This window comes from Streptomyces olivochromogenes, assembly GCF_021538895.1.
Classification (GTDB): domain Bacteria; phylum Actinomycetota; class Actinomycetes; order Streptomycetales; family Streptomycetaceae; genus Streptomyces; species Streptomyces olivochromogenes_A.
Genome location: NZ_JADDRL010000035.1, coordinates 64,674 through 85,115, shown reverse-complemented (window position 1 = coordinate 85,115; position 20,442 = coordinate 64,674). Strand labels below are relative to the sequence as shown.

The following is a 20,442-nucleotide window of genomic DNA, read 5'->3' as shown; positions in this document are numbered from 1 at the left end:
TACAACTCTGTTGCCGACTGCGCCCCTGCCTACCTGTGCGTCGCCCGCCCCGGGTACGACGCCCCCACCGGCCTCGGTGCCCCCCGCGGCGTCCGAGGACTGCGGTCCTGACAACGTCCGTTGACGGCATCGGCGTAGGCGTCTGCCCGCGTGGCAAGGTACGGGAACGCCTGCTCGCCGGCCTTGACCTTGTACATGGACACGTCCGCACCGCGCAGGATCGTGTCCGCGGTCTCGCCGGGCAGGTCGGCTGCGCAGGCGATCCCTACCGACACCGTCATCTGCAGGGTGATGCCGCGGTGGTGGATGGGCTGTTGCAACTGTTTGCGCAGCGCGGCGATGTCCGTGAGCGCCGACCCGGCCGGGAGTACGGCGGCGACGGCGAATTCGTCGCCGCCCAGTCGGCATGCGACCGCTTGCCGTCCTGCGGTCCAGGTGGTGAGGCGGCGGCCGGTGGCGCGGATGACGGTGTCGCCGGGGGCGTGACCGTAGGTGAGCCGACCAGTCTGCAGGGCCAATAGAGCCTGGACACCGCCACCAACTGACATGCTGCCGTATCGCAGTTGCGCGCAACCGCCGCGACCGCGCCTCCATGTGCAATTTGCCGCAATCCACGGGCGGTGCCACGCCATCCCGCGCATTCTGGACGCCCACCCACCAGGCCACGGAGGCGAGATGACGCTCAGGTTCCTTGGCACGACCAGCGACGGCGGCGACTGCCCCACCCTGTACGCCATCGAGGGCACCGACGAGATCCTCGTGCAGGGCGAGCGGGAGACCGACCCTCAACACCTTGTGCAGCTGCGGGACGTCAAGCCGTCCGAGACGTTCGTCAGGGTCCCCCGCGAGCTGCTCACCCGGTTCGCACCCCGCCACGAGCCCTCGGACCTGATCCCGTTCGCTGAAATGGCGAATGTCTTCACCACCTTCAAGCACACCGCCTGGCGGCTGGAGACCCGCCGCGGCTACGCCACCGACCGGCACAGCGAAGCATGGGCACGGTGGCAGGCAGGCGAGGACGTCGCCCACGACGAGCCCGACGCGTGGCGCCACAACGCCGCCGAACAGACCGCGCAGGGCAAGACGTTCGGCCGGGTCCGCATCGCCGACGAACCGCTCACCGAGGGCCAACGGTTTCTCCTCACCCGAGCGCCCAGCAACGTGGCCGCCGGCGACGAGGTCCGGTACCTGTGGCGTACGGACGCCGTACGGCTCGGCCTGCCCGACTTCGACTTCTGGCTCATCGACTCCCGCAGCGTGCTCCGGTTCGTCTTCGACGAACAGGACACCACCCTCGGCGTCATCGTCAACGAAGACCCGGCGGAAGTGCTCGCCGCCTGCCAGGCCCGGGACGCCGCCTGGCACTACGCCGTCCCTGCCGCCGAGTTCGCCGCGCAGGTACCGTCCATCGTGTGAGCACCGATTACCAATCCGGGCGCGTCTCCCTCGGTGCGCGGATGCGCGACCTGCGTACCGAGGCCGGATTCGACGGCAAAGGCATCGCCGAGCGGCTCGGCTGGCAGCGGTCCAAGGTCTCGCGGCTGGAGAACGGCAAGCAGACCCCGAGCCGCAAAGACCTTGAGCAGTGGGCTGACGCCGTTGACCGGCCCGACGCGGCCGCCGAGCTGCTCGGCAGACTCACCGGCCTTGAGACTCGCTACCGGTCGCTGCGCCGGCAGTACGCCAATGGCCACCGGGCCCGGCAGGAACAAGGGCTCGTCGAGACCGAACAGACCACGCTTCTGCGAGCCGTCGAGGTCATCCGGATCCCCGGCCTGTTCCAGACGCCGGAGTACGCGCGGGCCGTGTTCGCTGCGAACGCAGCATTCCGGGACGTGCCGAGCACGGACGTCGAGGACGCTGTACGGGCCCGCATGCGTCGCCAGCAGGCGCTGTACGAGCCGGATCGGTCCTTCCGTGTCCTGCTGTGGGAAGGCGCCCTGTACGCGCTGAACGCGCCGCGCGAGATCATGGCAGCCCAACTGGACCGCCTCCGCTCGATGATCGGCCTGGACACTGTCGAGCTCGGCATCATCCCGTTCGCCGCCCAGCTCAAGCGGTCCCCGTCACATGGGTTCTGGATCTACGACCGGCGTCTCGTCATCGTCGAGACCCTGTCCACGGAGATGTGGCTGGACGACGAGGAGTCCATCGCCCTGTACGAGCGGGCGTGGGAATGGCTCGCCGAACCTGCCGTGTACGGCCCGAAGGCCCACCACCTGATCGGCCGGGCGAGCGCCGCACTGAACCTCACGTAAGCAACCCGCAGCAACTCCCGCACCCGCGCACGCAATCACGCGCAATCGGCGCACTGCCGCGCAATCGCCCTGCATACCGTCCTGACCATGGCCACAAAGCCCACCCAAGCAAGGGCGCAGGCAGGCCAGGACTGGCTCCTGTCCTGCGCACCCGACCCCGCCGCCGCACAGGACGCGTGGGAGCGCGAGGAGTTCGCCGCGCTCCCCACCGGAACCCGCTGGCGCGTCGTCGAGGCCCCGCTCGTCGAGCCCCTCGCCGCGATCCAGCGCATCGGGCCGGAGCGCGTCGGCCCCATCCTTGCGGACGTCCACCGCGACGCTGCCCTGTGGTTGCTCCCCGCGGGCCTCGCAGACGAGCTGGACGACGTTCCCCGTATCACGACCCGCCCGGTCGGCTGGGTCCTGAAGTCCCCGCCGGTCCTGCACTCCCTGGATGGCCGGTGGTGGGTGAAGCGCCCGGACGGGTCGGGCGGGCCCACTGACCCGGTCCTGCTCGGCGCCGCGTTCGGCCCAGGCGGATACCGGCTTCCTGCGGAGGCGTCATGACGGCACCGCACGCGGACACCGGCGTGCTGATCCACAGCAGGGCAGAGCGTCGCCTGGCCGCGCAGCATTGGTTGCTGTCCACTCTCCCGGAGTTCGGGCGCGACCGTGCCCGCATGGAGTGGCAGGAGCACGGGATCACCATGCTGCCGCTCGGCACCCTGTTCGCCGCCGTCCGCCTCCCTGGCCCGCTCGTCCAAGCCGCCGCCGCGAGCACCACGCCAGCAGATGTCGACCATGTCCTCGGCGAAGCCCTCCAGGGCGGCCCCGTCATCTGTGACCGGTACCGGTCGCGGTATTACGCCCTCGTCCCGGCGAGCGTGCCCAGGAAATGGCAGCAGGCCGTCAAGGACTGGCAAGCGGGGCACGTGGCCGTGTTCGGTCAGGGCACCTACCTGGGCGTGCCACGGCTGGACGCCGACACAGAGCGTCCCGACCCTGAGTCGTACTGGTCCGTCCCCATGGATTCGCCCGCAACCTTGTGCGCCCCGCTCCACGTTGCCCACCTGATCGCGGTCGGCCAGCAGCAGGTGAGTGCCCAGAGAGGCGAGCAGGACGCTGACGACCCGGCCCCCTCCCAGACTCCTGCCACCGGCCTGCGCCACGACGCGCCCCGGTAGCAGGAACGCCCAGACCGACATCCCACGAAGGGTACCGGGCGCTTCCGGTCACCTTGCCCGGCCTGGCCGAGCGGGCGGGTGAGGACCCCGCCGGCGACGGGCTGGGCGAGCACACCGACGCCGTGGCGGCGCTGCTCGACGTGATGGGTCTGCTGCAGGTTTGGGTGACAGGTTGACCTGCCCCACCTCTCAGGTTCCAGTTCTGCTGGCTAACTGACGGCCTTCACGAAAGGCTGCAGGACATGCCCCGCGCCTATCCCGCTGAGTTCCGCGCCCGCGCCATCGCGTTGGCGCGGGCAGGAAAAGAACAGAAGCAGACCGCCGTTGACCTCGGCATCCATCCGGTCACGTTGTCGAAGTGGTTGCGCCAGGACGACATCGACAACGGACGGCGCCCTGGCGGGGTCTCGGAGGAGTCCGCAGAGCTGCGTGCAGCGCGGCGCGGGGCCTCCGCAGGCGGCCGGTAGTGTTGGCCGGTGATCACCAATCCGAAACTCCAGCTGACCATCGACTGTGCCGAGCCGGAGCGACTCGCGGCGTTCTGGGCCGCAGCGCTGGGCTACGAAGTCGAGCCGCCACCAGCGCCCTTCGCCAGCTGGCGCGCGTACTGGTTGGACCAGGGCTTGTCAGAGGAGGAGCTAGGCACGGGTGACTGCAGTGACTCCGTCGTCGATCCACAGGGCGTCGGACCGCGGATCTGGTTCCAGCACGTGCCCGAGCCCAAGGCCACCAAGAACCGGCTCCACCTCGACCTCGGCGTGAGCGGTGGGCGCGGCGTCCCGTTCGCAATCCGTAAGGAGCGCGTCCTTGCCAAGGTGGCGCGACTGGAGAGCGCTGGTGCGTCCCGGCTACGCGTCGAGGAGTCGGAGGAAACGGGCTCCTGCTTCGTCGTGATGCAGGATCCGGAGGGCAACGAGTTCTGCGTTCACTGAGCTCAGCGCCGCCGGTCCCCTTCCCAGCGCGTTTCAGCAAACTTAGCCTCCCGGGGCCGGGCAAGGTCGTCAGCCCGCGTGACGTGTGCCCGGACACCGGACTGGCCCGGCTGTCGTACGGGCAGGCCCGCGCCCTTCTCGACGAGCACACCGCCGTGCGTGGACCGGGCACGGGCTGGGACCTGCACGAATACCGTCACTCCGGCCTCACCCACCTGGGTGAGGCCGGGGCCGGCCTGCTGATGCTGATGGCCAAGTCGAGACACAAGAATCCGGAGAACGCCCGCCGCTACTTCAAGCCCTCCCCTGAGGCCATCGCGGAGATCACTAGCCTCCTCGCGCCGGGCGACAGCAGGCGCTGATCGCGACGCCTGCTACGAGGTGGCGTCGGCCCACAGGTCGGTGCTGTGGGCCCCGATGAGAGCGCTGATGCGGGTCAGTACGTCACTGACCGGCTGCGGGTCGAGTCGGCGTCCGTCACGCAGGCGCAGTGCGGCGTGATCGTCAGCGGCCTCCTTGGCGCCGATGACGGCTTGGTAGGGAACCAGGCGGGCCTCTCGGATACGGGCACCCAGACTGCCGCGGTCCGGCCCCGCGATCTCGGCACGCAGTCCGAGACGGGTGCAGCGTTGGGCGAGGGCTGCGGCGTTCGGCAGTTCGGTGTCGGAGATCGGGAGGATCACCAGTTGAGTGGGGGCGAGCCAGGCGGGGAAGGCGCCGCCGTGCTGTTCGATGAAATGGGCGACGGCTCGCTCCACACTGCCGATGATGCTGCGGTGGACCATGACCGGGCGGTGCTTGGCGCCGTCCGCGCCGATGTAATGCAGGTCGAACTGCTCGGGCTGGTGGAAGTCGACCTGGACGGTAGACAGGGTGGACTCCCGGCCGGCGCCGTCGATGACCTGAACATCGATCTTGGGACCGTAGAACGCGGCCTCCCCCTCGACTGCCTCGTAGGGCAGGCCAGAGCGATCGAGGACGTCAGTCAGCAGGGCGGTGGACCGTTGCCATTTCTCAGGTGCGGCAACGTACTTGCCGCCGGGACCCGGCAGAGACAGCCGGTAGCGGGTCGGAGTGATGCCGAGCGCCTCGTACGCCCGGCGGATCATCTCCAGCGCCGCCCGCGCCTCCCCGGCGACCTGGTCCAGGGTGCAGAAGATGTGCGCATCGTTGAGCTGGATGGCCCGCACCCGGGTCAGTCCGCCGAGCACGCCCGAGAGTTCGGAACGGTACATGCCGCCCAACTCGACCATGCGCAGGGGCAGTTCGCGGTAGCTGTGGGAGCGGGAGCGGTAGATCACCGCGTGATGGGGGCACAGGCTCGGCCGCAGGACGACCTGCTCACCGCCGAGGTCCATCGGGGGGAACATGTCGTCGCTGTAGTGCGCCCAGTGCCCGGAGATCTCGTACAGCTCCCGCTTGCCGAGGACTGGTGAGTACACGTGCTGGTAGCCCGCTCGCCGTTCGGCGGCGCGGATGCATTCCTCAAGGGTGTGCCTCACGGCCGCGCCGTCCGGCAGCCAGTACGGCAGGCCCGCACCGATCAGCGGGTGGGTGTCGAACAGGCCCAGTTCACGGCCGAGCTTGCGGTGGTCGTTCATGGCGGTCTCCTCGCGGACATCGGGCGAGTGACCGCAAGGCGAAGCCCCGGGGCACTCGCCCCGGGGCTTCGGACTCAAGACATCTGTCAGCGCGCCGGGACACTCTCCGGCGTCGTCGTCATAGCAGCGCGCTTCATGCCGGAGACGCTAGCAGGCCGTAGCGATGCCCACACGGTCATTCCTCTTCAGGAGCGCCCGGGTCGCGCAGGGGTCGCAGCCCGCCGGGCAGATCAGGCAGTTGGAAGGAGTACCGGCCGAGCATGTTGCTGTGGTGCCGCACAAACGGTGAAAGGCGGGCCACGTCCTCGTCACGGACGTCGAAGCCGTCCGCGCGCAGCTGACACGATCTGAGAGTTCGCCGGCACCCGTGCGGCGACCTCACGGTAGGTGCCGTCCAGCAGCGCGGCCCGCGCCGCCAGGTGCTCACCCGCCCCGGCGGGCAGGCCGAGCAAGGCGAGCACGCTGGGCTTGGCCTGCTCCCACGCGTCCCCGCCCAGCAGCCTCGCGCGGGGATCGCCCCACTTGGAGGAGTTCTTCGCGAACACCTCCCGCCGGCGCAGCACCCGGTGCATCTGCTCCAGCACGCAGAACGCGTACGCCTTCCAGTCCACCGTGCCCGGGTCAGCCGCACGCACAGCACGCAGGGCAGGTCCTGCCAGCGGTCGAAGTGCCGTCCGTCGCGCCAGTCCAGGGGGCTGCCGGGGGCCGGGATGAGACCCGGCTCCCACAGCGGCCGCCGACTGCGGCGGCCCTTCACGGGCGCAGGCCGGGCGGTGCTCACGCGGCAGGCTCCTGGGCAGCGCCGGGTCGGCCTGCGCGGCGTCCGTTGACGGCATCGGCGTAGGCGTCTGCCCGCGTGGCCAGGTACGGGAACACCTGCTCGCCGGTCTTGACCTTGTACATGGACACGTCCGCGCCGCGCAGGATGGTGTCCGCGGTCTCGCCGGGCAGGTCCGCGGCGCAGGCGATCCCCACCGACACGGTCATCTGCAGGACCACTGCGCGGTGGTGGATGGGCTGCTGCAGCTGCCTGCGCAACGCGGCGATGTCCGTGAGCGCCGACCCGGCCGGCAGCGCGGTGGCCACGGCGAACTCGTCACCGCCCAGCCGGACCGCGACAGCGTGCCGCCCCTTGCTCCAGTGGACGAGGCGCTGGCCTGTGGTGCGGATGACGGTGTCGCCGCACGCGTGCCCGTAGGTGTCATTGACAGCCTTGAACCTGTCGCCGTCCACAAGCAGGACGTACACGCTGCTGCGTCGGCCGGACCGCAGGAGCCGGTCGGTGTAGGCGAGCAGCTCGGGGCGTCCGGGCAGTCCGGACAGCGGGTCACGCCGGGCGGCTTCGAGCTGGCGGCGGACACGGACGTCGTCGGCGAGGACGGCCAGGGCGAGTGGGACGGCGGCCGCGGCGATGACGAGGGTGCGTGAGCGCTGACGTAAGACGGCGGGGGAGGGCATGATGGGATCTCCGTTCTGCCCGTGAGGGCGGATATGGGAGAGGCGCACCCCGAGCTGTCCAGGCCGGGGGGTGCGCCTCGTTCCGTTTTCTGGGCGGTGTGGGTTACAGGGTGGTGATGCCGGCGGCGGCGAGCAGGACGAGCGCCGTCAGGGACAGGTCGACCGCCCGCCGCAGCAGGACGTACTTGTGCACGGCGAGGCCGGACAGGAGGCGGATGCGGGCAGGTCGGGTGTCCCCGGTCATGCACGCGCGGATCCTGTCGTCGTCCAGGGGCACCCAGTTGGGGAATGAGGCCTGGTCCTTGCCGCTGAGCCGGGGCGGACCACGAGCAGGAGCAGGACGGCGGCCGCGCCCAGCGCGGCTATGGCTAATGCCCCGCAGGTCTGTGTGAGGAGCGGGGGCCCAGCACGGGGCCGGCGAGGGCGGCGCCGTTGAACGCCAGTAGCAGGCTGGCTTTTCCGTCGGTGCGGGCGATGTCTCCGGCCACGGTGTGGCAGGCGTCGGTCAGGTTCTGATCGGCGTTCGAGACCGTGATAGGCATGAGCAATCCCTGAACTCGAAGGGGTGAAGGGGGAGGGTGGCCGGCCCTGACGCCGATGCGCGGGCCGCCCGCGGTGAGCCCCGTCCCAGCCGGTGTGGCCGCTGGGACGGGGCTCGCGTCTATGCGGCCAGCCGCTGTGCGTCCGCGGGGGAGCGATGCAGCTAGCTGCCCGGGTCTGCCGGGGTGCCGTCCGGACGCCCGCGATGCAACAGATCGGCGCACCCCAAGACGTAGTCCGGAAGGCAGCTGTCGAGCGACTTGAGCGGTACTGGTGCAGAGCACGTGTTCCGATGCCGTCGTATTCCACCGACAGCGGCTGCGCTCACCTCTCCGCACCTGGGCTGCGCGTTGACCTTCCGGTGCTCAAGACCGATCTGCGCGCTCGTCGTGCTTGAGGCGGCCGAATGCGAGACCTTCCGGCTAGCCGGACGGTAATGTCCGCGTGTGCGTTGATCTTCCGGGCGGCGGCCAAGCCCCGCCGCAGACGGTGGGCGGCCCTGATGCGTTCGGGACCGCCCAGCTGGCATAGCCGTAGCCACCCGGAGATCAGCAATGACTGCTCAGAAGACCATCACCTACGACGCGTTTGTCGAACTCGCGACCGCTGATCCAGCTGTCGTCGGCCTTGTCCTCAAGGGTTCTCGGGCCCACGAGGGCACGGCCACCGAGCACTCTGACCACGACCTGTACGTCGTTCTAGATGATGGCAAGACGACGGCCCTCACTCGGTTCGCGGGTCACCGCACTCCAGGACTCGACCTCGTCATCATCTCCCTCGACGAGTTCCGCTCCGCCGGAATGCCCGGCTTCGAGCGATACGCCCTCGCCCGGGCCCAGATCGTGCTTGATCGGCTCGACGGAGTCATCGCCCAGATCCTGGCCAGCAAGGCACAGCTCGATGCCGATGAAGCCTTCCGGGAGGCGGGCAAATGGCTCGATGCCTACGCCAACTCCCTCTACCGCTCGGTCAAGAACGACCGCGACGGACATGCGCTCGCGGCGCGACTCGACGCCGCCGACAGCATCCGGTTTCTACTCGAGCTGCTCTTCGCTTTCGACCGTCGTCCCCGCCCCTACAACAAGTATCTGGAATGGGAGCTTGCGCGATTCCCGCTGCCCGACTGGGATACCGCCATGCTGCTCGACGTCGCGGACCGCATCTCCAGAACGGGCGACGTGTCCACCCAGCGTGGCCTCTTCGCCCAGGTCGAGACAGTGGCCCGGCAAGCCGGGCACGGCGCGGTGCTGGATGCATGGGGTGAGGACTTGGACCTCATGCGACCGCAGTAGGAGCGCGACCGGCGAGGCCTTTGTATGCGAGTGATTAGCCGTCGCTGTGACGGCTGGCGACGTAGCCGGCCAGTTGTGCTTGATGAAGTTCGTCCAGTCTGTCGCGTTGTCGACGCTGGTCCCGGTGAGGCCGGCGAGGATTTACTGGCGCAGCAAAGGTTCGGTCAGCGCCTTGCACCTGCCTGGCGATGGTTGTTGCTGACCGGCCCCTGGGCCTGGGGCGGCAGAGTCCCTGTGTGCGCATTCCCACCGTGAGATGTGTTGCCGGGGGATCGCATCTGTGCCGCCTGGGTGACGGTCATGGTTGTGCCGTCCGTGGGCGAAGAAGTTCTTTCCGGGCTCGAACCTTGGCTCCGCGAAGAGTTGTCGGACGGAGGCGTCCCCAGACCTTGCGGCGATCGGGGGCGCTCCTGGGTGATCCCGGCAGCGGCCTGGAGTGATGCGTCATTCATCCATTCCTGCATGGGACGCGGCTGCCCCTCCCAGCGATAGTATTGAAAGTTGCCGCTTGAGCTTTTGAGCGCATCCGCGCCGATCGGATACCCGTACGTCGTGTCCTGGCCCCTACGTTGGGTATCCAGGTACGGTCCCTGGTTGCCCTTGCTGTAGATCGACGCGACAGTGATTTGGGCACCGGGGAATTCCAGGGAGACGTCCTCGGAGAACTTCTGCATCCGACACTTACAGCCGTCGCACGGACCGACGTTACTGACCAGGTCGACCCGAATTCCGGCGGTCTCCTTGCCTAGCTGCTGAGTCCCGAGGTAGTTACGGACTGTGTCGAGAGCAGCGACTTCTGCATCACGCTGTGATGCCCCCATCTCAACATTGAGTCCTGCGACCTCAATGTTCGCGTAACTGTCCCCGTCGTCGACCCTACCGGGGCTTGGTTGGCCGGACTTGAAGACCCTGCTGCCCTCGGGAAACTCGACATGCTGCCCGTTGACATACAGCACGGGTGCTACGAATACCCCTCTCTCGCCGACGTTGAGCCTGCCGTAGATTTCGTTCATCGCCTGTGCTCGTCCCGCGCTTCGATCTCGGGACCGGGCTTCTGTTGGCAGGGGTGTGCTCGCAGCCTGAGCAGTCTCCTCCGCGGCCATCTCCTGGATTTCCTGGGCAGAGTAGGGCGGGGTGGTTGCGATTTCATTGCCTTGGAGATCCCATGCCTTCGGCTGATTTGGAAACGAGTCGAAGAGATAGGTTGTCCTGTCTGCTGCCGCGCACACCCCGTAGCCCTCGTGGAGCTCATCAGCGGGAACGTAGCGGTAGTACTGGCCGTCATGGTCGCTTCTGAAGCCGTGCACGGTGTTCGTCGCCGATTCGAGATAGTAGGTGCGCCCGAATTCCTCGGCACGATATTCGTAGAATTCATCTGCTTGCGACTGCTGTGGTGTGGTCACGTGGATACCCTCCCTGTGTGAAGGCGACGGTCTCTGCGGCGGACCACCTACCTTGCTGAATGCTTCGTCAGCACAACGGAAGGCAGCGCCCCTTGGTTCAAACCCCCCGTTCCATGGAGCGGATGCCGGGAAGCTGTGGCGGGACTCACGCGGCCTGGTTTACGACTCGATACGGCAGGTCCAACCGGTCCGTCCGTGCACAACAACGCGCCCCACACCGGATCGTCCACCCGCCGCCCTTTAAAGGGTGAGTGGCGTGCGCCGGGCTGCGTCCACGCTGGAGAACGTCATGCTTCGTGATCGGGGTCGAGCGCCACCATGAACCTGTTGCCTTCCGGATCCGTCATCAGGGCTTGCACGGGATCGTGGAGTTCCACCAGAGAGGCGCCTTTGCCGATCAGTATCTGAACCTGTTCGGCGATCGTTCCGGCAAGGACGGTGACGACCGGCAGCACGGCCGGGGACTTCGCTTCGCCGACGCTGTACGCACCATGACCCGGGATGCTGCCCCAGAACCTGATCATTTTCTCTGGGTCTACGGCTTCAAAATGAACGTGCATGCTGCTGTCTCACTTTCATCTGTACGACCGAAGCCGAAAACGGCCCAGCGCAGCCACCCGGCGTCACACCCCGACGGCGCCGTCAATCCGTTCGCGGATCAGGTCGGCGTGTCCGTTGTGACGGGCGTACTCCTCGATCATGTGGATGAGCACCCAGCGCAGGGAGACCGTGCCCCGCCAGGGGTCGTGGCCCTCGATGTCGAGATGCGTCGCCTCGGCGACGAACGCTCCCGCAAAGGCGACTTCGGCGTGCCAGGCCGCCCAGGACGTCTCGATGATCTCGGGGTCGGGGCTGGTGCCGTCGAAGTCGCCCTCGGGAACGTCGGTGGAGGAGAAGCGCAGCTCGACGTCGTGCCCGGCGAGCACGGCCCGGAACCAGCGGCGTTCCACGTCGGCGAGATGCCGGACCAGGCCAAGCAGGGAGAGCGAAGACGGGGAAACGGACCGCAGGGCCAACTCCGGCCCCAGTCCGAAGCACTTCAGCTTCAGGATGGCGCGTTGGGCGTCCAACATAGCCACAAGCATGTCCCGCTCGTCGCCGGTCGCGGGGCCGCTGAACCGGTCCACACTGCCGGTGCCGGTGAACAGTTCGACGCGTCGGTCGGGGATCTTCATGGCCACATCATGGGCTCCGGGCGACCGCCACCGGAACCCGCGGTGGGATTCCGGGACTTGAGTGCGGACTGGCACGATTCGGGCCGGTGAACGGGGCGCGCGGACCAGCGGTGGAACGTCAGGCACCCGTTGCCATCCTCGCCCGAGCCATGCTCTAGCTCTCGCCAGCGGACCCCCCATTCAGCCTCAAGACCGCGAGGTATCCGGGCATGCCGCTCCGGATTGAGGGCGATTGTGCCGGTCAGATGTTTGAGGCACATCACATCCGTGCCGTAGCAGGGGTTGTCCACAGCCGGACCGTGTCGTGGCCTGCGGTGGCAAGGAGGGTGCTGTCGGGTGAGATCGCCACCGCGAGGATCGTGCCTTGGTGGCCGGTGAGGGGTTGGCCGATGGGTTCATGGGTGGCGGGGTTCCACAGCCGGACCGTGCGGTCGTGGCCTGCGGTGGCGAGGAGGGTGCCGTCGGGCGAGAACGCCACCGCGTGGACCGCGTCCTGGTGGCCGGTGAGTTGGCCGATGAGCTTGTGGGTGGCCGGGTTCCACAGCCGGACCGTGCCGTCGCTGCTGGCGGTGGCGAGGAGGGTGCACGGCCGCCGTGGCGAGGAATACGCGGGACGGCTGCCGTAAGACGCTGGGTGCAGGCATGATGAAACCTCCTCCCGCCCGTGAGGGCGGATGTGGGAGAGGCGCACCCCAAGCTGTCCAGGCCGGGGGGGTGCGCCTCTTGCTGTGTAAGGGGATGGTCCGGGCGGTCCGCGGACCCGTCAGATCAGGGCCACCGCGCCCGCCACGGCTCCGTCGTTTGGGGCCGGGGAGGACGGAGGTCCGTCAGGCCGTGGCCGTGGCCGGGACCGGGGCGAACACGTACGCGTCGAGGCGGGCGGCCCCTCTCGACAGACACCGGAGTCGTCAGGCGGTGTCTCGGGGACTGGGGGCTACAAGGCCCGTGCGCCCAGACTCGTCGAGCCAACGCTGAGCATGCTCACGGTCATGAGCACCGGCCATCTGGGCGAGGCCGTCATCCGTGGTCACGTAGACGGTCCACGCCGTACCATCGGCCTCGCCTTCGGCCTGGGCGGCCGTGACTTGACTGGTGAGCCAATCTGGCAGGGGCATGTGTTCTCCGCATCTCGATAGGGGATGAGGTTGTGCTAGAGGCCGGCTTTCGCGGCGGGCCACCTCACCGGTGCGGGTGCGGGTGAGGCGGCTGGGACCTCATCCCGTCTCTCGTGAGCCGCGGACGTAGCCAATAGCGGTCTCGACGTGGGTGCGGACCATGAGGCTTCCGGCGTCGTCGATCCGGTCGCGTAGCTTGTCCAACTGCGTCCACGCCCACCTCAGTTGCTGAGCGAGCCATTCGGCGTCGGCTGGGGCAGAGGCGAGGAACTCCCCGAGGCGAAGCTGCACGTCGCCGCTGGTGCCGAGGACCGCGATGGGGTGTCCGTCGGCGTCCTCGATGAGACCGGCGTCGGCTTCCCGCTGCCGCCAGCCGTCAGGGACGGCCTTCAGCCGGGTCTCGATGGCGGTCAGACGGTCGGTGTCGGGACGGCCAGCGGCCAAGTACGCGTTGACCCGGCGGACCTCTTCCTCGGTGAACAGCTCGGCGATGCGCTGCTCGCCATCGGCGCAGCCGACGTGACGCAGAAGCTCCCGGGCAAGCTGCCAGTCCGTCCAGTCAGGAAAAACGCTGGTTCCACGGAAGGTCATCACACGCTCCCAGAGGTTTCGTGCAGAGCCTGCCCAGCGTGGTCGTCGGCCTCCTGGTCGACGTCGTCGAAGCTGCCGTGGACGGTGCACACGATGTCCGGGTCCTGGTCGCGGTCGCCGGTGAGCGCGCCCCACAGGTCGGTGACCGTGTAGGCCGGCGCCCACGCCTCACCGTCACATTCATCGTCGAAGGGGCAGGGCAGCAGGACCTCGAAGCCGATACTGCCCTCGCCGTCGACGTCCGTGCGCAGGTCGAGGGTGAGGTACTGCTGGCCGATGCGAATCTCCGCGACGCGGTCGTCTCCGGCGAGGGCGGAGCCGTCCTTCCACCGCCACAGCGACAGGAGTTCAGGACCGAAGAACCGGCGGGGGAGCATCAGGTCGCCCAAGCCGTCATCACCGCCCTGTCCGAGCTCCCGGATCCGGAGGTTGCTGATCTGCTCCAGGAACGGCTCCAGCCGGTACAGGCTGTCGGAGAAGACGACGTCGTTGAAGCCCTCGCTGCGCAGGTTCGAATAGGAGTGGACCATGGCCCGGTGCTGGGCGGTGATCGTGTCCTCGGGCACCCTCCGGTTGGCGGGCCGGGTCTGCTGCCGCTTGATGCACACGGGCAGCGGGGTGGAAACGAGGACCGCGATGACCGGCATGTTGTGCTTCTGTGCCACATCGACCAACAGGGCCCTGTCCTTGGCCAAGACGCTCGTGGCGTCCACGACCGTGTTCAAGCCGCGGGCCAGCCTGCGGTTCACGATCAGGAGCATCGTGTCGACCGCGTCGGCCGTGGCGCTCTGATCACCGCAGTCGTCAGCCATGACGCCCCTCAGAAGCTGTTGTCTTTCCGGACGTGATCGCCGCGTTTCCGCTGGTCGGGCGTGGGGTCGGTGATTCGGTGGGAGTAGTGGCCTGTCGTGCTGTCGCTCCCTGGGAGGTCGTGGATGCCGTCGGTGGTCGGGCTGTTGGAACAGCGTGAGCTGGGTGCTCGCCGTCGGGTGGACGAGCTGCGGGAGGAGGCCGACCGTATCCAGGCCGAGCTGGCCGTGGCGGAGCGGGAATGGAAGGAGTGGGCCGTCGCCTGCTCGCGGGTTGGCGAGGTGCTGGCCCCGGCGGACGAGAGCGGGCAGGACCACGCCCGGGTTGAGGGGACCGCGCCGGCCGCCGGGGAGCAGACCGGAAAGACGTCGCAGGTGCCGGATGCGGTGAAGCCGAAGTCGCAGGTGCCGGTGTGGCGTCAGGGGCTGGCCTGGTCGGTGCTGTCGGTGGACTACCAGCGCATCCTTCAGGCCCTGGCGGACCGGGGCCGGCTCCATCAAGGGCCGCTGACCTGCCAAGAGTTGGCCACCTTGTTCGGCCTGGACGCGGTGCCGGCACGGGTGGAGGCACTGCGGTCGAAGGCGAAACGCCTGGTCGCGCGCGGCTGGCTGGCCGAGCCTGCGCCGGGCAGGTTCACCCTCGCCCAGAGTGTGGCCGGGCCAGGCGGCGCGTCATGAGCAGGATCATCGACCAGTAGACCATCGCTTCGGCGCTGGTGGTGCGGCGTTCGTAGTCGCGGGCCATGCGGCGGGTGCGCATCAGGTGGGCGAAGAGACGCTCGACGATCCACCGCTTGGGCAGCACCACGAAGCCGCGCATGTCGTCGCTGCGTTTGACGATCGCCAGGACCAGCGCGAGCGTGGCCAGGCAGTACTCGACGAGGCTGCCGGTGTAGCCGCCATCAGCCCAGATGAGGGCGAGGCGGTGGTGCGTGTCGGCCACCTGCGCGAGCAGCACCCGGGCGGCGATGCGGTCGCCGGTGTCCGCGGCGGTCACCATCACGCCCAGCAGCAGGCCGAGCGTGTCGACCACGACGTGCCGCTTGCGCCCGTTGATCAGCTTGCCGCCGTCGAAGCCGCGGCTGTCGGCGCCGACGACGGCGTCTGCCTTGACGGACTGCGAGTCGAGCACACCCGCACTCGGCTCCGCGTCGCGGCCCAGCCTCTCGCGGACCCTGGCGCGCAGCCGGTCGTGGAACTCCCTGACCAGGGCATGGTCGCGCCAGCGGCGGAAAAACGCGTAGACCCGGTCCCACGGCGGGAAGTCCGCCGGCATCGCCCGCCACTTGATGCCATTGTCGACGAGGTAGCGGATCGCATCGAGTATCGACCGGTGGCAGTACGCCTCCGGCTGCCCACCCCGGCCACGCAACCAGCCCGGCACCGGGAGCAGCGGCCGGACCACGGCCCACTCCGCGTCCGTCATGTCCGAGGGATACCGCCGAACACGTTCCGGGTGATCGACCGCGTTTCCGAACCGGTGAGCGACACAATCACACGTCGGTGCAGCCGAGTTGAACTCCACCGGCGCGAACACGTACAACTGCGGCAACAGGGTCTCCTGGATCTCGGTTGGCTTCGCAACCCCGAGCTACCAAGAGGCCCTGCCTTCATGCCCGCAGCCGGCGGCAACCACCCGATCGAGACTCCCGTTCGACGTGCAGCCCTCAAGATCGGAACGACAACAGCCACTCAGACTGTCGAGGCTGACAACCTGACTGGGCGGCCAGGTCGCGGCAAGCACGGACTTCCCGGCACCGGAGGCACCGATCAGCACCACGAGGGCGTTCTTCGGCAGATCCGGGTAGAGGAGGGCGGTCATTCGGCAACTCCTTGGGAATCAAGGGCGCGGGCAGCCCGAATGAGGGTTGCCCGGCCTGGGCGGTGATGAGGTCGGCGGCTTCGTGCAGGGGCGGGAGGCGTCGTTCTTCCGAGGTGCGGCATCACCGGCTCCAGGCCCGGGGAAGCCGGTGGGGCCGGTGCGGGTGGCGCGGGCCGGGACGCTGCGGGCGGGGCCTGCCGATCCGGCGGCGCGGGCGAGGGATGAGCACGGTGTGTCCTCCAACAGATTGGTGGCGGGCAGTGCTGCGCCCCGCCGACAGCCGGTCCGTCGACGCGGCGTGGTGAGGCGGCCGGTCGGCCTGTCCGGTCCTCGCCCGCGCAGGGCGGGCGAGAGCCAGGCAGGGCGGCGGGTCAGCGCTTGGAGCGGGTGCACGTTGTCCGGGGCGTCTTCGGCGGGCTGGGCGGCCGGAGCCGGTCAGCGGATCTCGTTGCGGGTGCGGGCGAAGAACGCCCCGCGCGTGGTGCTGTTGTTGTGGATCTCGGTGTGATGGGTGACCGGACCCTCGTAGACGTTCCTGGTGACGGCGGAGCGCACCTTGCTGATCACGCCGCCGACGGCGGTGGCGGCCATGGCCAGCCCCGCGAACGGCAGGGTGACCATGAGAACGCCGTTGAGCGTGACGGAGGCCAGGCCCTGGAGCACCAGCCAGGCCCCGCAACCGATGCCGGTGACACCCGCGCCGACGCCAATGCTCGCGACGGCGATCCCGGCCGCCCAGGCCGGCACGATCCGGCGGTCGTCCTGCTTGACGGGCGGGGTGGTGCCGAAGGCCGGCGGCTGGGTGTCGTCGCGGAACGAGGTGGGGTGGTGCTGGACGGGCTTGCTCGCCCAGTCGTCGATCAGGCGGCGGGCTTCGGCCGCGGCCTCGGACCCGGACTCGGGCATGCCGTGCTGAGCGTGCAGGGGGTCCATCGGGCTCTCTCCGATCACGCGAAAGGGAGCACCCTGTTGGCCGCGGTGGCCGGGAGGGCGCGCGGGGGAGTGGACGCGCGTCGGCGAAGGGCGCCGCCGGACACGAACTCCGGCGGCGCCCTTCGCCGTGGCGCGTTGAGGGGCGCTGGGTGCTGGGCGGGGTGTAGTTCAGTGCCCCGCAGTTCCAGCCCACTCGGCGTAGTTGGGGCAGGAACGGGCGGGTAGCCACCGCACCCGCATCCCCGGCATCCTCGAACGAACCGGCGCGGGGAAGGGGATCGGGTGGAGTTCGTCTTCGAGTGCGGGTGGTGCGGTGGGGACAACTACTTCGTGGGCAAGCAGGTCGGCTTCTGGGTCGACAAGTGGGAGATCCCCTCGGAGTGGGACTGCCGCTTCTGCGACGGACTCAACTACACCCCCGACCCGCCCTGGACCGAGGCATAGTTCCCTGCGGTCAGAAGCTGGAGAGCAGTCCGGCTAGCGAGACGAGTCCGCTGTTGATGACCGGGGCCAGACCGGTCGCGGCGAGGGTGAAGCCGAACAGGGCGCAGGCCAGCATGGAACCGAAGCGGACGTAGCCGCCCTTGATCAGGACGAAGACGATGACGCCCAACAGCACGGCGGCGGAGATGGAAAGGGCCACGGCGGGTGGTGCCTCCTTCGGGATCTGGGTGGGATGGGGCCAGCCGGGCTCGGGCAGGCCGGCCCCGGGGATGAGCGGGGCGGGGGAGAGTCAGACGCCGGAGAGGTTCTTGATGGCCTCCAGCGCCTGGCGGGCTGAGGTGACCGCGTCGCGGCGCGTTGCGGACGTCCCACCACCGCTACGGCGCTTGCCGCCGCCCTTCCTGGACGCGTCGTCGTCCTCGTCGTCGCTGGGCTCGGGGCCGAACTCCCCGGGCCGGGGCGGCTCGTTCCAGTCGAACCACAGGCCCCGCGCGTCGAGCTCGCGGATCTCGCGCTCGGTCAGGGTGGCGATGGTGTTGGGGAAGTAGCCGTCGATGCCGGCCTTGAAATCCATGAACAACGTGCGCAGGACCTCGGGCTGCTTGGCTTCCACGATCCAGCCGGCCCCGCCCGTGTTGGAGTCGGCGGGCGGCTCCGGCTCGCCACGCATCACCCGCTCGATCCGGCCCTCCTCCGCAGAGGAGAACGAGCGGGGGAGGGGATCAGGAATGTACTCGGACGGGATACCGAGGGCCTTGAACATGTCGGACACCTTCTTCGGCGCCACCTTCAGCACGACGGGGATGCAATTCTCACGGAGGTTCTCGCACAACAACTGCGTGAACCCGTCCTGGACGTAGACGCTTTGACCTGCGACCTTGATGCCGATGCCGTACTTGCGGCCCTTGACCGACACCCGCTCGGCCAGGTCCATGATCTCCGCGCCATACAGGCCGTCGCGGGCAGCGGAGAGGAACTCATCCAGGTAGGCGGACAGCATCCGGTAGGGGCAACCCGCCCGGCCGGGATCCCAGTCGTGGACCAGGCCGTCCTCCCACAACATCTCGCCGCGGATCTCCATCAGCGCATCCAACGCCCGCAGGAGCCGGATCATGTAGAGCGCGCCGACGCCGTAGCGGGCGGTGTGCTCGCCCAGTGCGAGGGTCTTCTCGTCCGGGGCCTCGGTGGCCATCCAGACCACGGCTCCGAACAGGGCGTCGGCCGCGACGTGCAGGCTCATCAACTGGGTCTTGCCGCCGCCGGAGGGGGCGACGAACAGGCCGTGGGCGGCGCCCCGGTCGGTATAGACGCGGTTGCGGGCGGGCTGGCCGTTGCCGAGGTAGCCGGTCACCCAGCGCCCGTCCTTGTCCGGAGTCAGCAGCTCCCTAGTGGCGGGGAAAGTCTGCGCGAGCGGGCTGGAGTCCCACAGGGAGACCAAGACTTGGTTGCCGTCGATGGTGACGAACATCCGGCCTTCGTCGTACCCGGTCTTCAGCGCGGCGGCCAGGGCATGCTGGTTGACGCGCGGCTCGCCCATCTCGTCGGAGACCTGGGCGATGTAGTGGGTAACCCTGCGCTGCTTGTCGCGGACCTCCTTGACCCACTGTGAGCCGGGCACGGGGCCGCCGGCGCCGCCGATCCGGTCGGCCCACCACTCGCGGGCGGTGGGGGCCTTGAGGCGCCGCTCCGCCGCATCGGGGGTGACATGGACTTCCTTCCAGGCCGGGCCGCCCTCGCGCCCGTACTGCCGGGCCACCGCCTCCATGTGCACGTCCGTGGCGTCGACGCCGAACGCGGCGGCGATGTCGTCTTCCTTGAGGCCGGTGATGGGCCGTCCGGCCTCGGACGCGCGAAGCAACAACGACAAATCGTTCGGCATGCCGGGGTGCGGGGTGGCCCTGACCACGATGGTTCGGCCGGGCATGCCGCGGAGCTCCCACAGCTGACGGACCTGGCGGGTGAACGGGTCGGCGCCGTCGTCCGGCTGCGCCGGGGACGGCTCGGGGGTGGGCTCCAGCTGCGCAGCCGGGGCCGGGGTGGCGAGGGCGGGCCGGTGGTGGCGGCGGGTGTGCCGGGCAAACGGAAGCACCAGCAGGCCGGCCGCGGCCCATCCGGCGGCGAGCAGCGCGTCCAGGCACCACGGACCCCAGCCGGGCGTGTGCTTGGCGGCGACATCGACCGCGGCCGCCAGGACCAGCGGGGACCAGCGCAAGATCCTGCGTCCTGCGCCGGGCTTGTCGCTTCGGGCGGCCAGGACCCCGCCACCGATGCCGGTGGCACCCGCCAGCCCGATAACGGTGTTCACCCGGCTGTCGGGGTAGAGGTTCGGGGCCGCGGCGAGGACCGGCGCGGCCAAGGTGTACAGGGTGCGCTCCAGTGCGACGCTGCGCGGCACGGACACGGGCGTTTCTCCTTCGGGAAGAGGCGCGCTGGGCGGCCCGCGCCATGCTGGCGGGACGGCCCATAGCTGGCGGGGTGCGGGGGTCGAGTCAGCGGACGAGGAAACCCGGCTTGGGGGTGCGCTCGGGGCGGCTGGAGCGGATGTCGTCCAGGGCCTCGTACAGCCGCGCGTGCGTACGCCGCGCGTCGTGAGCGAGGCCGGACACCTCGGTGGCCGTCTCGTGGAGCCTGTGGACTTCCACAGCGGCGCCGCCCAGGGCGACGGCAACCTGATTCGTCATCTCCACGAACTTGCGGTCGACTTCGGCGTTGGCGATGTCCACCGCCAGGCCCTCGGCGCGCTCGGCGTTCCTCTGCATGCCGAGCAGCAGCGTCCCGAGTTCGCCTTCGGCCAGGTCCATGGCCTGGCCCAGCGCCTTGAGCTTGTGCTGGACAGCTTTGTACCGGTTGTCGCTGTCCGTCGGGGCAGCAGCGCCACCGCCGGTGTGGGGCGTGAGGTTGCTCAT

27 protein-coding genes and 2 pseudogenes are annotated in these 20,442 nt (G+C 69.1%); 11 read left to right on the top strand and 18 right to left on the bottom strand.

Annotated elements, in window-relative coordinates; genetic code table 11:
- Positions 1–29: 29 nt before the first annotated feature.
- On the bottom strand, positions 30–548 hold the full coding sequence (locus tag IPZ69_RS19570; protein WP_235455444.1) for a GGDEF domain-containing protein: 519 nt from the start codon (positions 546–548) through the stop codon (positions 30–32).
- Positions 549–675: 127 nt separating this feature from the next.
- Between IPZ69_RS19570 and IPZ69_RS19565 the strand changes: the two genes are divergently transcribed.
- The 8 genes and pseudogenes from IPZ69_RS19565 to IPZ69_RS19535 all read left to right on the top strand — a co-directional run bounded on the left by IPZ69_RS19565 (position 676) and on the right by IPZ69_RS19535 (position 4,715).
- Entirely contained in the window at positions 676–1,416 is a 741-nt protein-coding gene (locus tag IPZ69_RS19565) for a DUF6879 family protein (protein WP_235455443.1), read from the top strand.
- Positions 1,413–2,258: a helix-turn-helix domain-containing protein gene (locus tag IPZ69_RS19560; RefSeq protein WP_235455442.1), complete on the top strand. Its 846-nt coding sequence runs from the start codon at positions 1,413–1,415 to the stop codon at positions 2,256–2,258. The genes IPZ69_RS19565 and IPZ69_RS19560 overlap by 4 nt, the downstream gene beginning before the upstream one ends.
- Before the next feature lie 87 nt (positions 2,259–2,345).
- The gene (locus IPZ69_RS19555; RefSeq protein ID WP_235455441.1) at positions 2,346–2,804 is read left to right on the top strand and encodes a hypothetical protein; all 459 of its coding nucleotides are present in this window, start codon (positions 2,346–2,348) and stop codon (positions 2,802–2,804) included.
- Positions 2,801–3,421, top strand: coding sequence for a hypothetical protein (locus tag IPZ69_RS19550; protein WP_235455440.1), 621 nt, complete (start codon positions 2,801–2,803; stop codon positions 3,419–3,421). Before IPZ69_RS19555 ends, IPZ69_RS19550 begins: the two co-directional genes overlap by 4 nt.
- A gap of 53 nt (positions 3,422–3,474) precedes the next feature.
- Positions 3,475–3,597 (top strand): hypothetical protein, encoded by a 123-nt coding sequence (locus IPZ69_RS47005; RefSeq protein WP_268834772.1) that lies wholly within the window; start codon positions 3,475–3,477, stop codon positions 3,595–3,597.
- Between the two features lie 66 nt (positions 3,598–3,663).
- Positions 3,664–3,861 (top strand): annotated as a pseudogene (locus IPZ69_RS19545) (transposase); the annotation flags it as partial.
- 36 nt (positions 3,862–3,897) lie between these two features.
- Positions 3,898–4,353: a VOC family protein gene (locus IPZ69_RS19540; protein ID WP_235455439.1), complete on the top strand. Its 456-nt coding sequence runs from the start codon at positions 3,898–3,900 to the stop codon at positions 4,351–4,353.
- A gap of 83 nt (positions 4,354–4,436) precedes the next feature.
- Entirely contained in the window at positions 4,437–4,715 is a 279-nt protein-coding gene (locus tag IPZ69_RS19535; protein ID WP_374293474.1) for a hypothetical protein, read from the top strand.
- Between the two features lie 12 nt (positions 4,716–4,727).
- Here IPZ69_RS19535 and thrS read toward each other — a convergent pair whose 3' ends face one another.
- The 5 genes and pseudogenes from thrS to IPZ69_RS19510 form a co-directional block, all read right to left on the bottom strand.
- Entirely contained in the window at positions 4,728–6,032 is a 1,305-nt protein-coding gene (gene thrS, locus IPZ69_RS19530; protein ID WP_308407503.1) for a threonine--tRNA ligase, read from the bottom strand.
- A 242-nt stretch (positions 6,033–6,274) separates the two neighbouring features.
- Positions 6,275–6,577: pseudogene (locus IPZ69_RS19525) on the bottom strand (hypothetical protein); the annotation flags it as partial.
- Positions 6,578–6,731: 154 nt separating this feature from the next.
- Positions 6,732–7,412 (bottom strand): GGDEF domain-containing protein, encoded by a 681-nt coding sequence (locus IPZ69_RS19520; protein ID WP_235455436.1) that lies wholly within the window; start codon positions 7,410–7,412, stop codon positions 6,732–6,734.
- 103 nt (positions 7,413–7,515) lie between these two features.
- Positions 7,516–7,656, bottom strand: coding sequence for a hypothetical protein (locus IPZ69_RS19515; protein WP_235455435.1), 141 nt, complete (start codon positions 7,654–7,656; stop codon positions 7,516–7,518).
- Positions 7,657–7,780: 124 nt separating this feature from the next.
- A complete protein-coding gene (locus IPZ69_RS19510) occupies positions 7,781–7,954 on the bottom strand; it encodes a hypothetical protein (RefSeq protein WP_235455434.1) in 174 nt (57 codons plus the stop codon).
- Positions 7,955–8,506: 552 nt separating this feature from the next.
- Here IPZ69_RS19510 and IPZ69_RS19505 point away from each other — a divergent pair.
- Complete coding sequence (locus IPZ69_RS19505; protein ID WP_235455433.1) at positions 8,507–9,244, top strand: hypothetical protein; 738 nt, start codon at positions 8,507–8,509, stop codon at positions 9,242–9,244.
- 164 nt (positions 9,245–9,408) lie between these two features.
- On the opposite strand, the gene IPZ69_RS19500 is transcribed toward IPZ69_RS19505, so the two are convergent.
- From IPZ69_RS19500 to IPZ69_RS19475, 6 genes are all read right to left on the bottom strand, one after another.
- Positions 9,409–10,647, bottom strand: coding sequence for a hypothetical protein (locus IPZ69_RS19500; protein WP_235455432.1), 1,239 nt, complete (start codon positions 10,645–10,647; stop codon positions 9,409–9,411).
- 287 nt (positions 10,648–10,934) lie between these two features.
- Positions 10,935–11,171 (bottom strand): hypothetical protein, encoded by a 237-nt coding sequence (locus IPZ69_RS19495; protein ID WP_235455431.1) that lies wholly within the window; start codon positions 11,169–11,171, stop codon positions 10,935–10,937.
- Positions 11,172–11,270: 99 nt separating this feature from the next.
- Positions 11,271–11,822, bottom strand: coding sequence for a DinB family protein (locus IPZ69_RS19490; protein WP_235455430.1), 552 nt, complete (start codon positions 11,820–11,822; stop codon positions 11,271–11,273).
- A 259-nt stretch (positions 11,823–12,081) separates the two neighbouring features.
- The gene (locus IPZ69_RS19485) at positions 12,082–12,513 is read right to left on the bottom strand and encodes a WD40 repeat domain-containing protein (protein ID WP_235455429.1); all 432 of its coding nucleotides are present in this window, start codon (positions 12,511–12,513) and stop codon (positions 12,082–12,084) included.
- A gap of 523 nt (positions 12,514–13,036) precedes the next feature.
- Positions 13,037–13,531: a hypothetical protein gene (locus IPZ69_RS19480; RefSeq protein ID WP_235455428.1), complete on the bottom strand. Its 495-nt coding sequence runs from the start codon at positions 13,529–13,531 to the stop codon at positions 13,037–13,039.
- Entirely contained in the window at positions 13,528–14,340 is an 813-nt protein-coding gene (locus tag IPZ69_RS19475; RefSeq protein ID WP_235455427.1) for an ATP-binding protein, read from the bottom strand. The genes IPZ69_RS19480 and IPZ69_RS19475 overlap by 4 nt, the downstream gene beginning before the upstream one ends.
- A 123-nt stretch (positions 14,341–14,463) precedes the next feature.
- On the opposite strand from IPZ69_RS19475, the gene IPZ69_RS19470 reads away from it, so the two are divergent.
- Complete coding sequence (locus IPZ69_RS19470; protein WP_235455426.1) at positions 14,464–15,015, top strand: hypothetical protein; 552 nt, start codon at positions 14,464–14,466, stop codon at positions 15,013–15,015.
- Here the strand turns inward: IPZ69_RS19470 and IPZ69_RS19465 are convergent.
- The 3 genes from IPZ69_RS19465 to IPZ69_RS19455 all read right to left on the bottom strand — a co-directional run bounded on the left by IPZ69_RS19465 (position 14,972) and on the right by IPZ69_RS19455 (position 17,092).
- Positions 14,972–15,763 (bottom strand): IS5 family transposase, encoded by a 792-nt coding sequence (locus tag IPZ69_RS19465; RefSeq protein ID WP_235455425.1) that lies wholly within the window; start codon positions 15,761–15,763, stop codon positions 14,972–14,974. The genes IPZ69_RS19470 and IPZ69_RS19465 overlap by 44 nt on opposite strands.
- A 165-nt stretch (positions 15,764–15,928) precedes the next feature.
- Positions 15,929–16,159, bottom strand: a complete 231-nt coding sequence (locus tag IPZ69_RS47860; protein WP_374293468.1) for a hypothetical protein — start codon at positions 16,157–16,159, stop codon at positions 15,929–15,931.
- 435 nt (positions 16,160–16,594) lie between these two features.
- Positions 16,595–17,092: a hypothetical protein gene (locus IPZ69_RS19455; RefSeq protein WP_235455447.1), complete on the bottom strand. Its 498-nt coding sequence runs from the start codon at positions 17,090–17,092 to the stop codon at positions 16,595–16,597.
- Between the two features lie 282 nt (positions 17,093–17,374).
- Between IPZ69_RS19455 and IPZ69_RS19450 the strand changes: the two genes are divergently transcribed.
- Positions 17,375–17,536: a hypothetical protein gene (locus tag IPZ69_RS19450; RefSeq protein WP_171053419.1), complete on the top strand. Its 162-nt coding sequence runs from the start codon at positions 17,375–17,377 to the stop codon at positions 17,534–17,536.
- Positions 17,537–17,546: 10 nt separating this feature from the next.
- Here IPZ69_RS19450 and IPZ69_RS19445 read toward each other — a convergent pair whose 3' ends face one another.
- The 3 genes from IPZ69_RS19445 to IPZ69_RS19435 form a co-directional block, all read right to left on the bottom strand.
- Positions 17,547–17,735 carry a hypothetical protein gene (locus IPZ69_RS19445; RefSeq protein WP_235455424.1) on the bottom strand — a complete coding sequence of 63 codons (189 nt, stop codon included), beginning with the start codon at positions 17,733–17,735 and terminating at the stop codon, positions 17,547–17,549.
- A 90-nt stretch (positions 17,736–17,825) separates the two neighbouring features.
- Complete coding sequence (locus tag IPZ69_RS19440; protein ID WP_235455423.1) at positions 17,826–19,937, bottom strand: chromosome segregation protein ParM; 2,112 nt, start codon at positions 19,935–19,937, stop codon at positions 17,826–17,828.
- Between the two features lie 88 nt (positions 19,938–20,025).
- Positions 20,026–20,442, bottom strand: coding sequence for a conjugal transfer protein TraB (locus IPZ69_RS19435; RefSeq protein WP_235455422.1), 417 nt, complete (start codon positions 20,440–20,442; stop codon positions 20,026–20,028).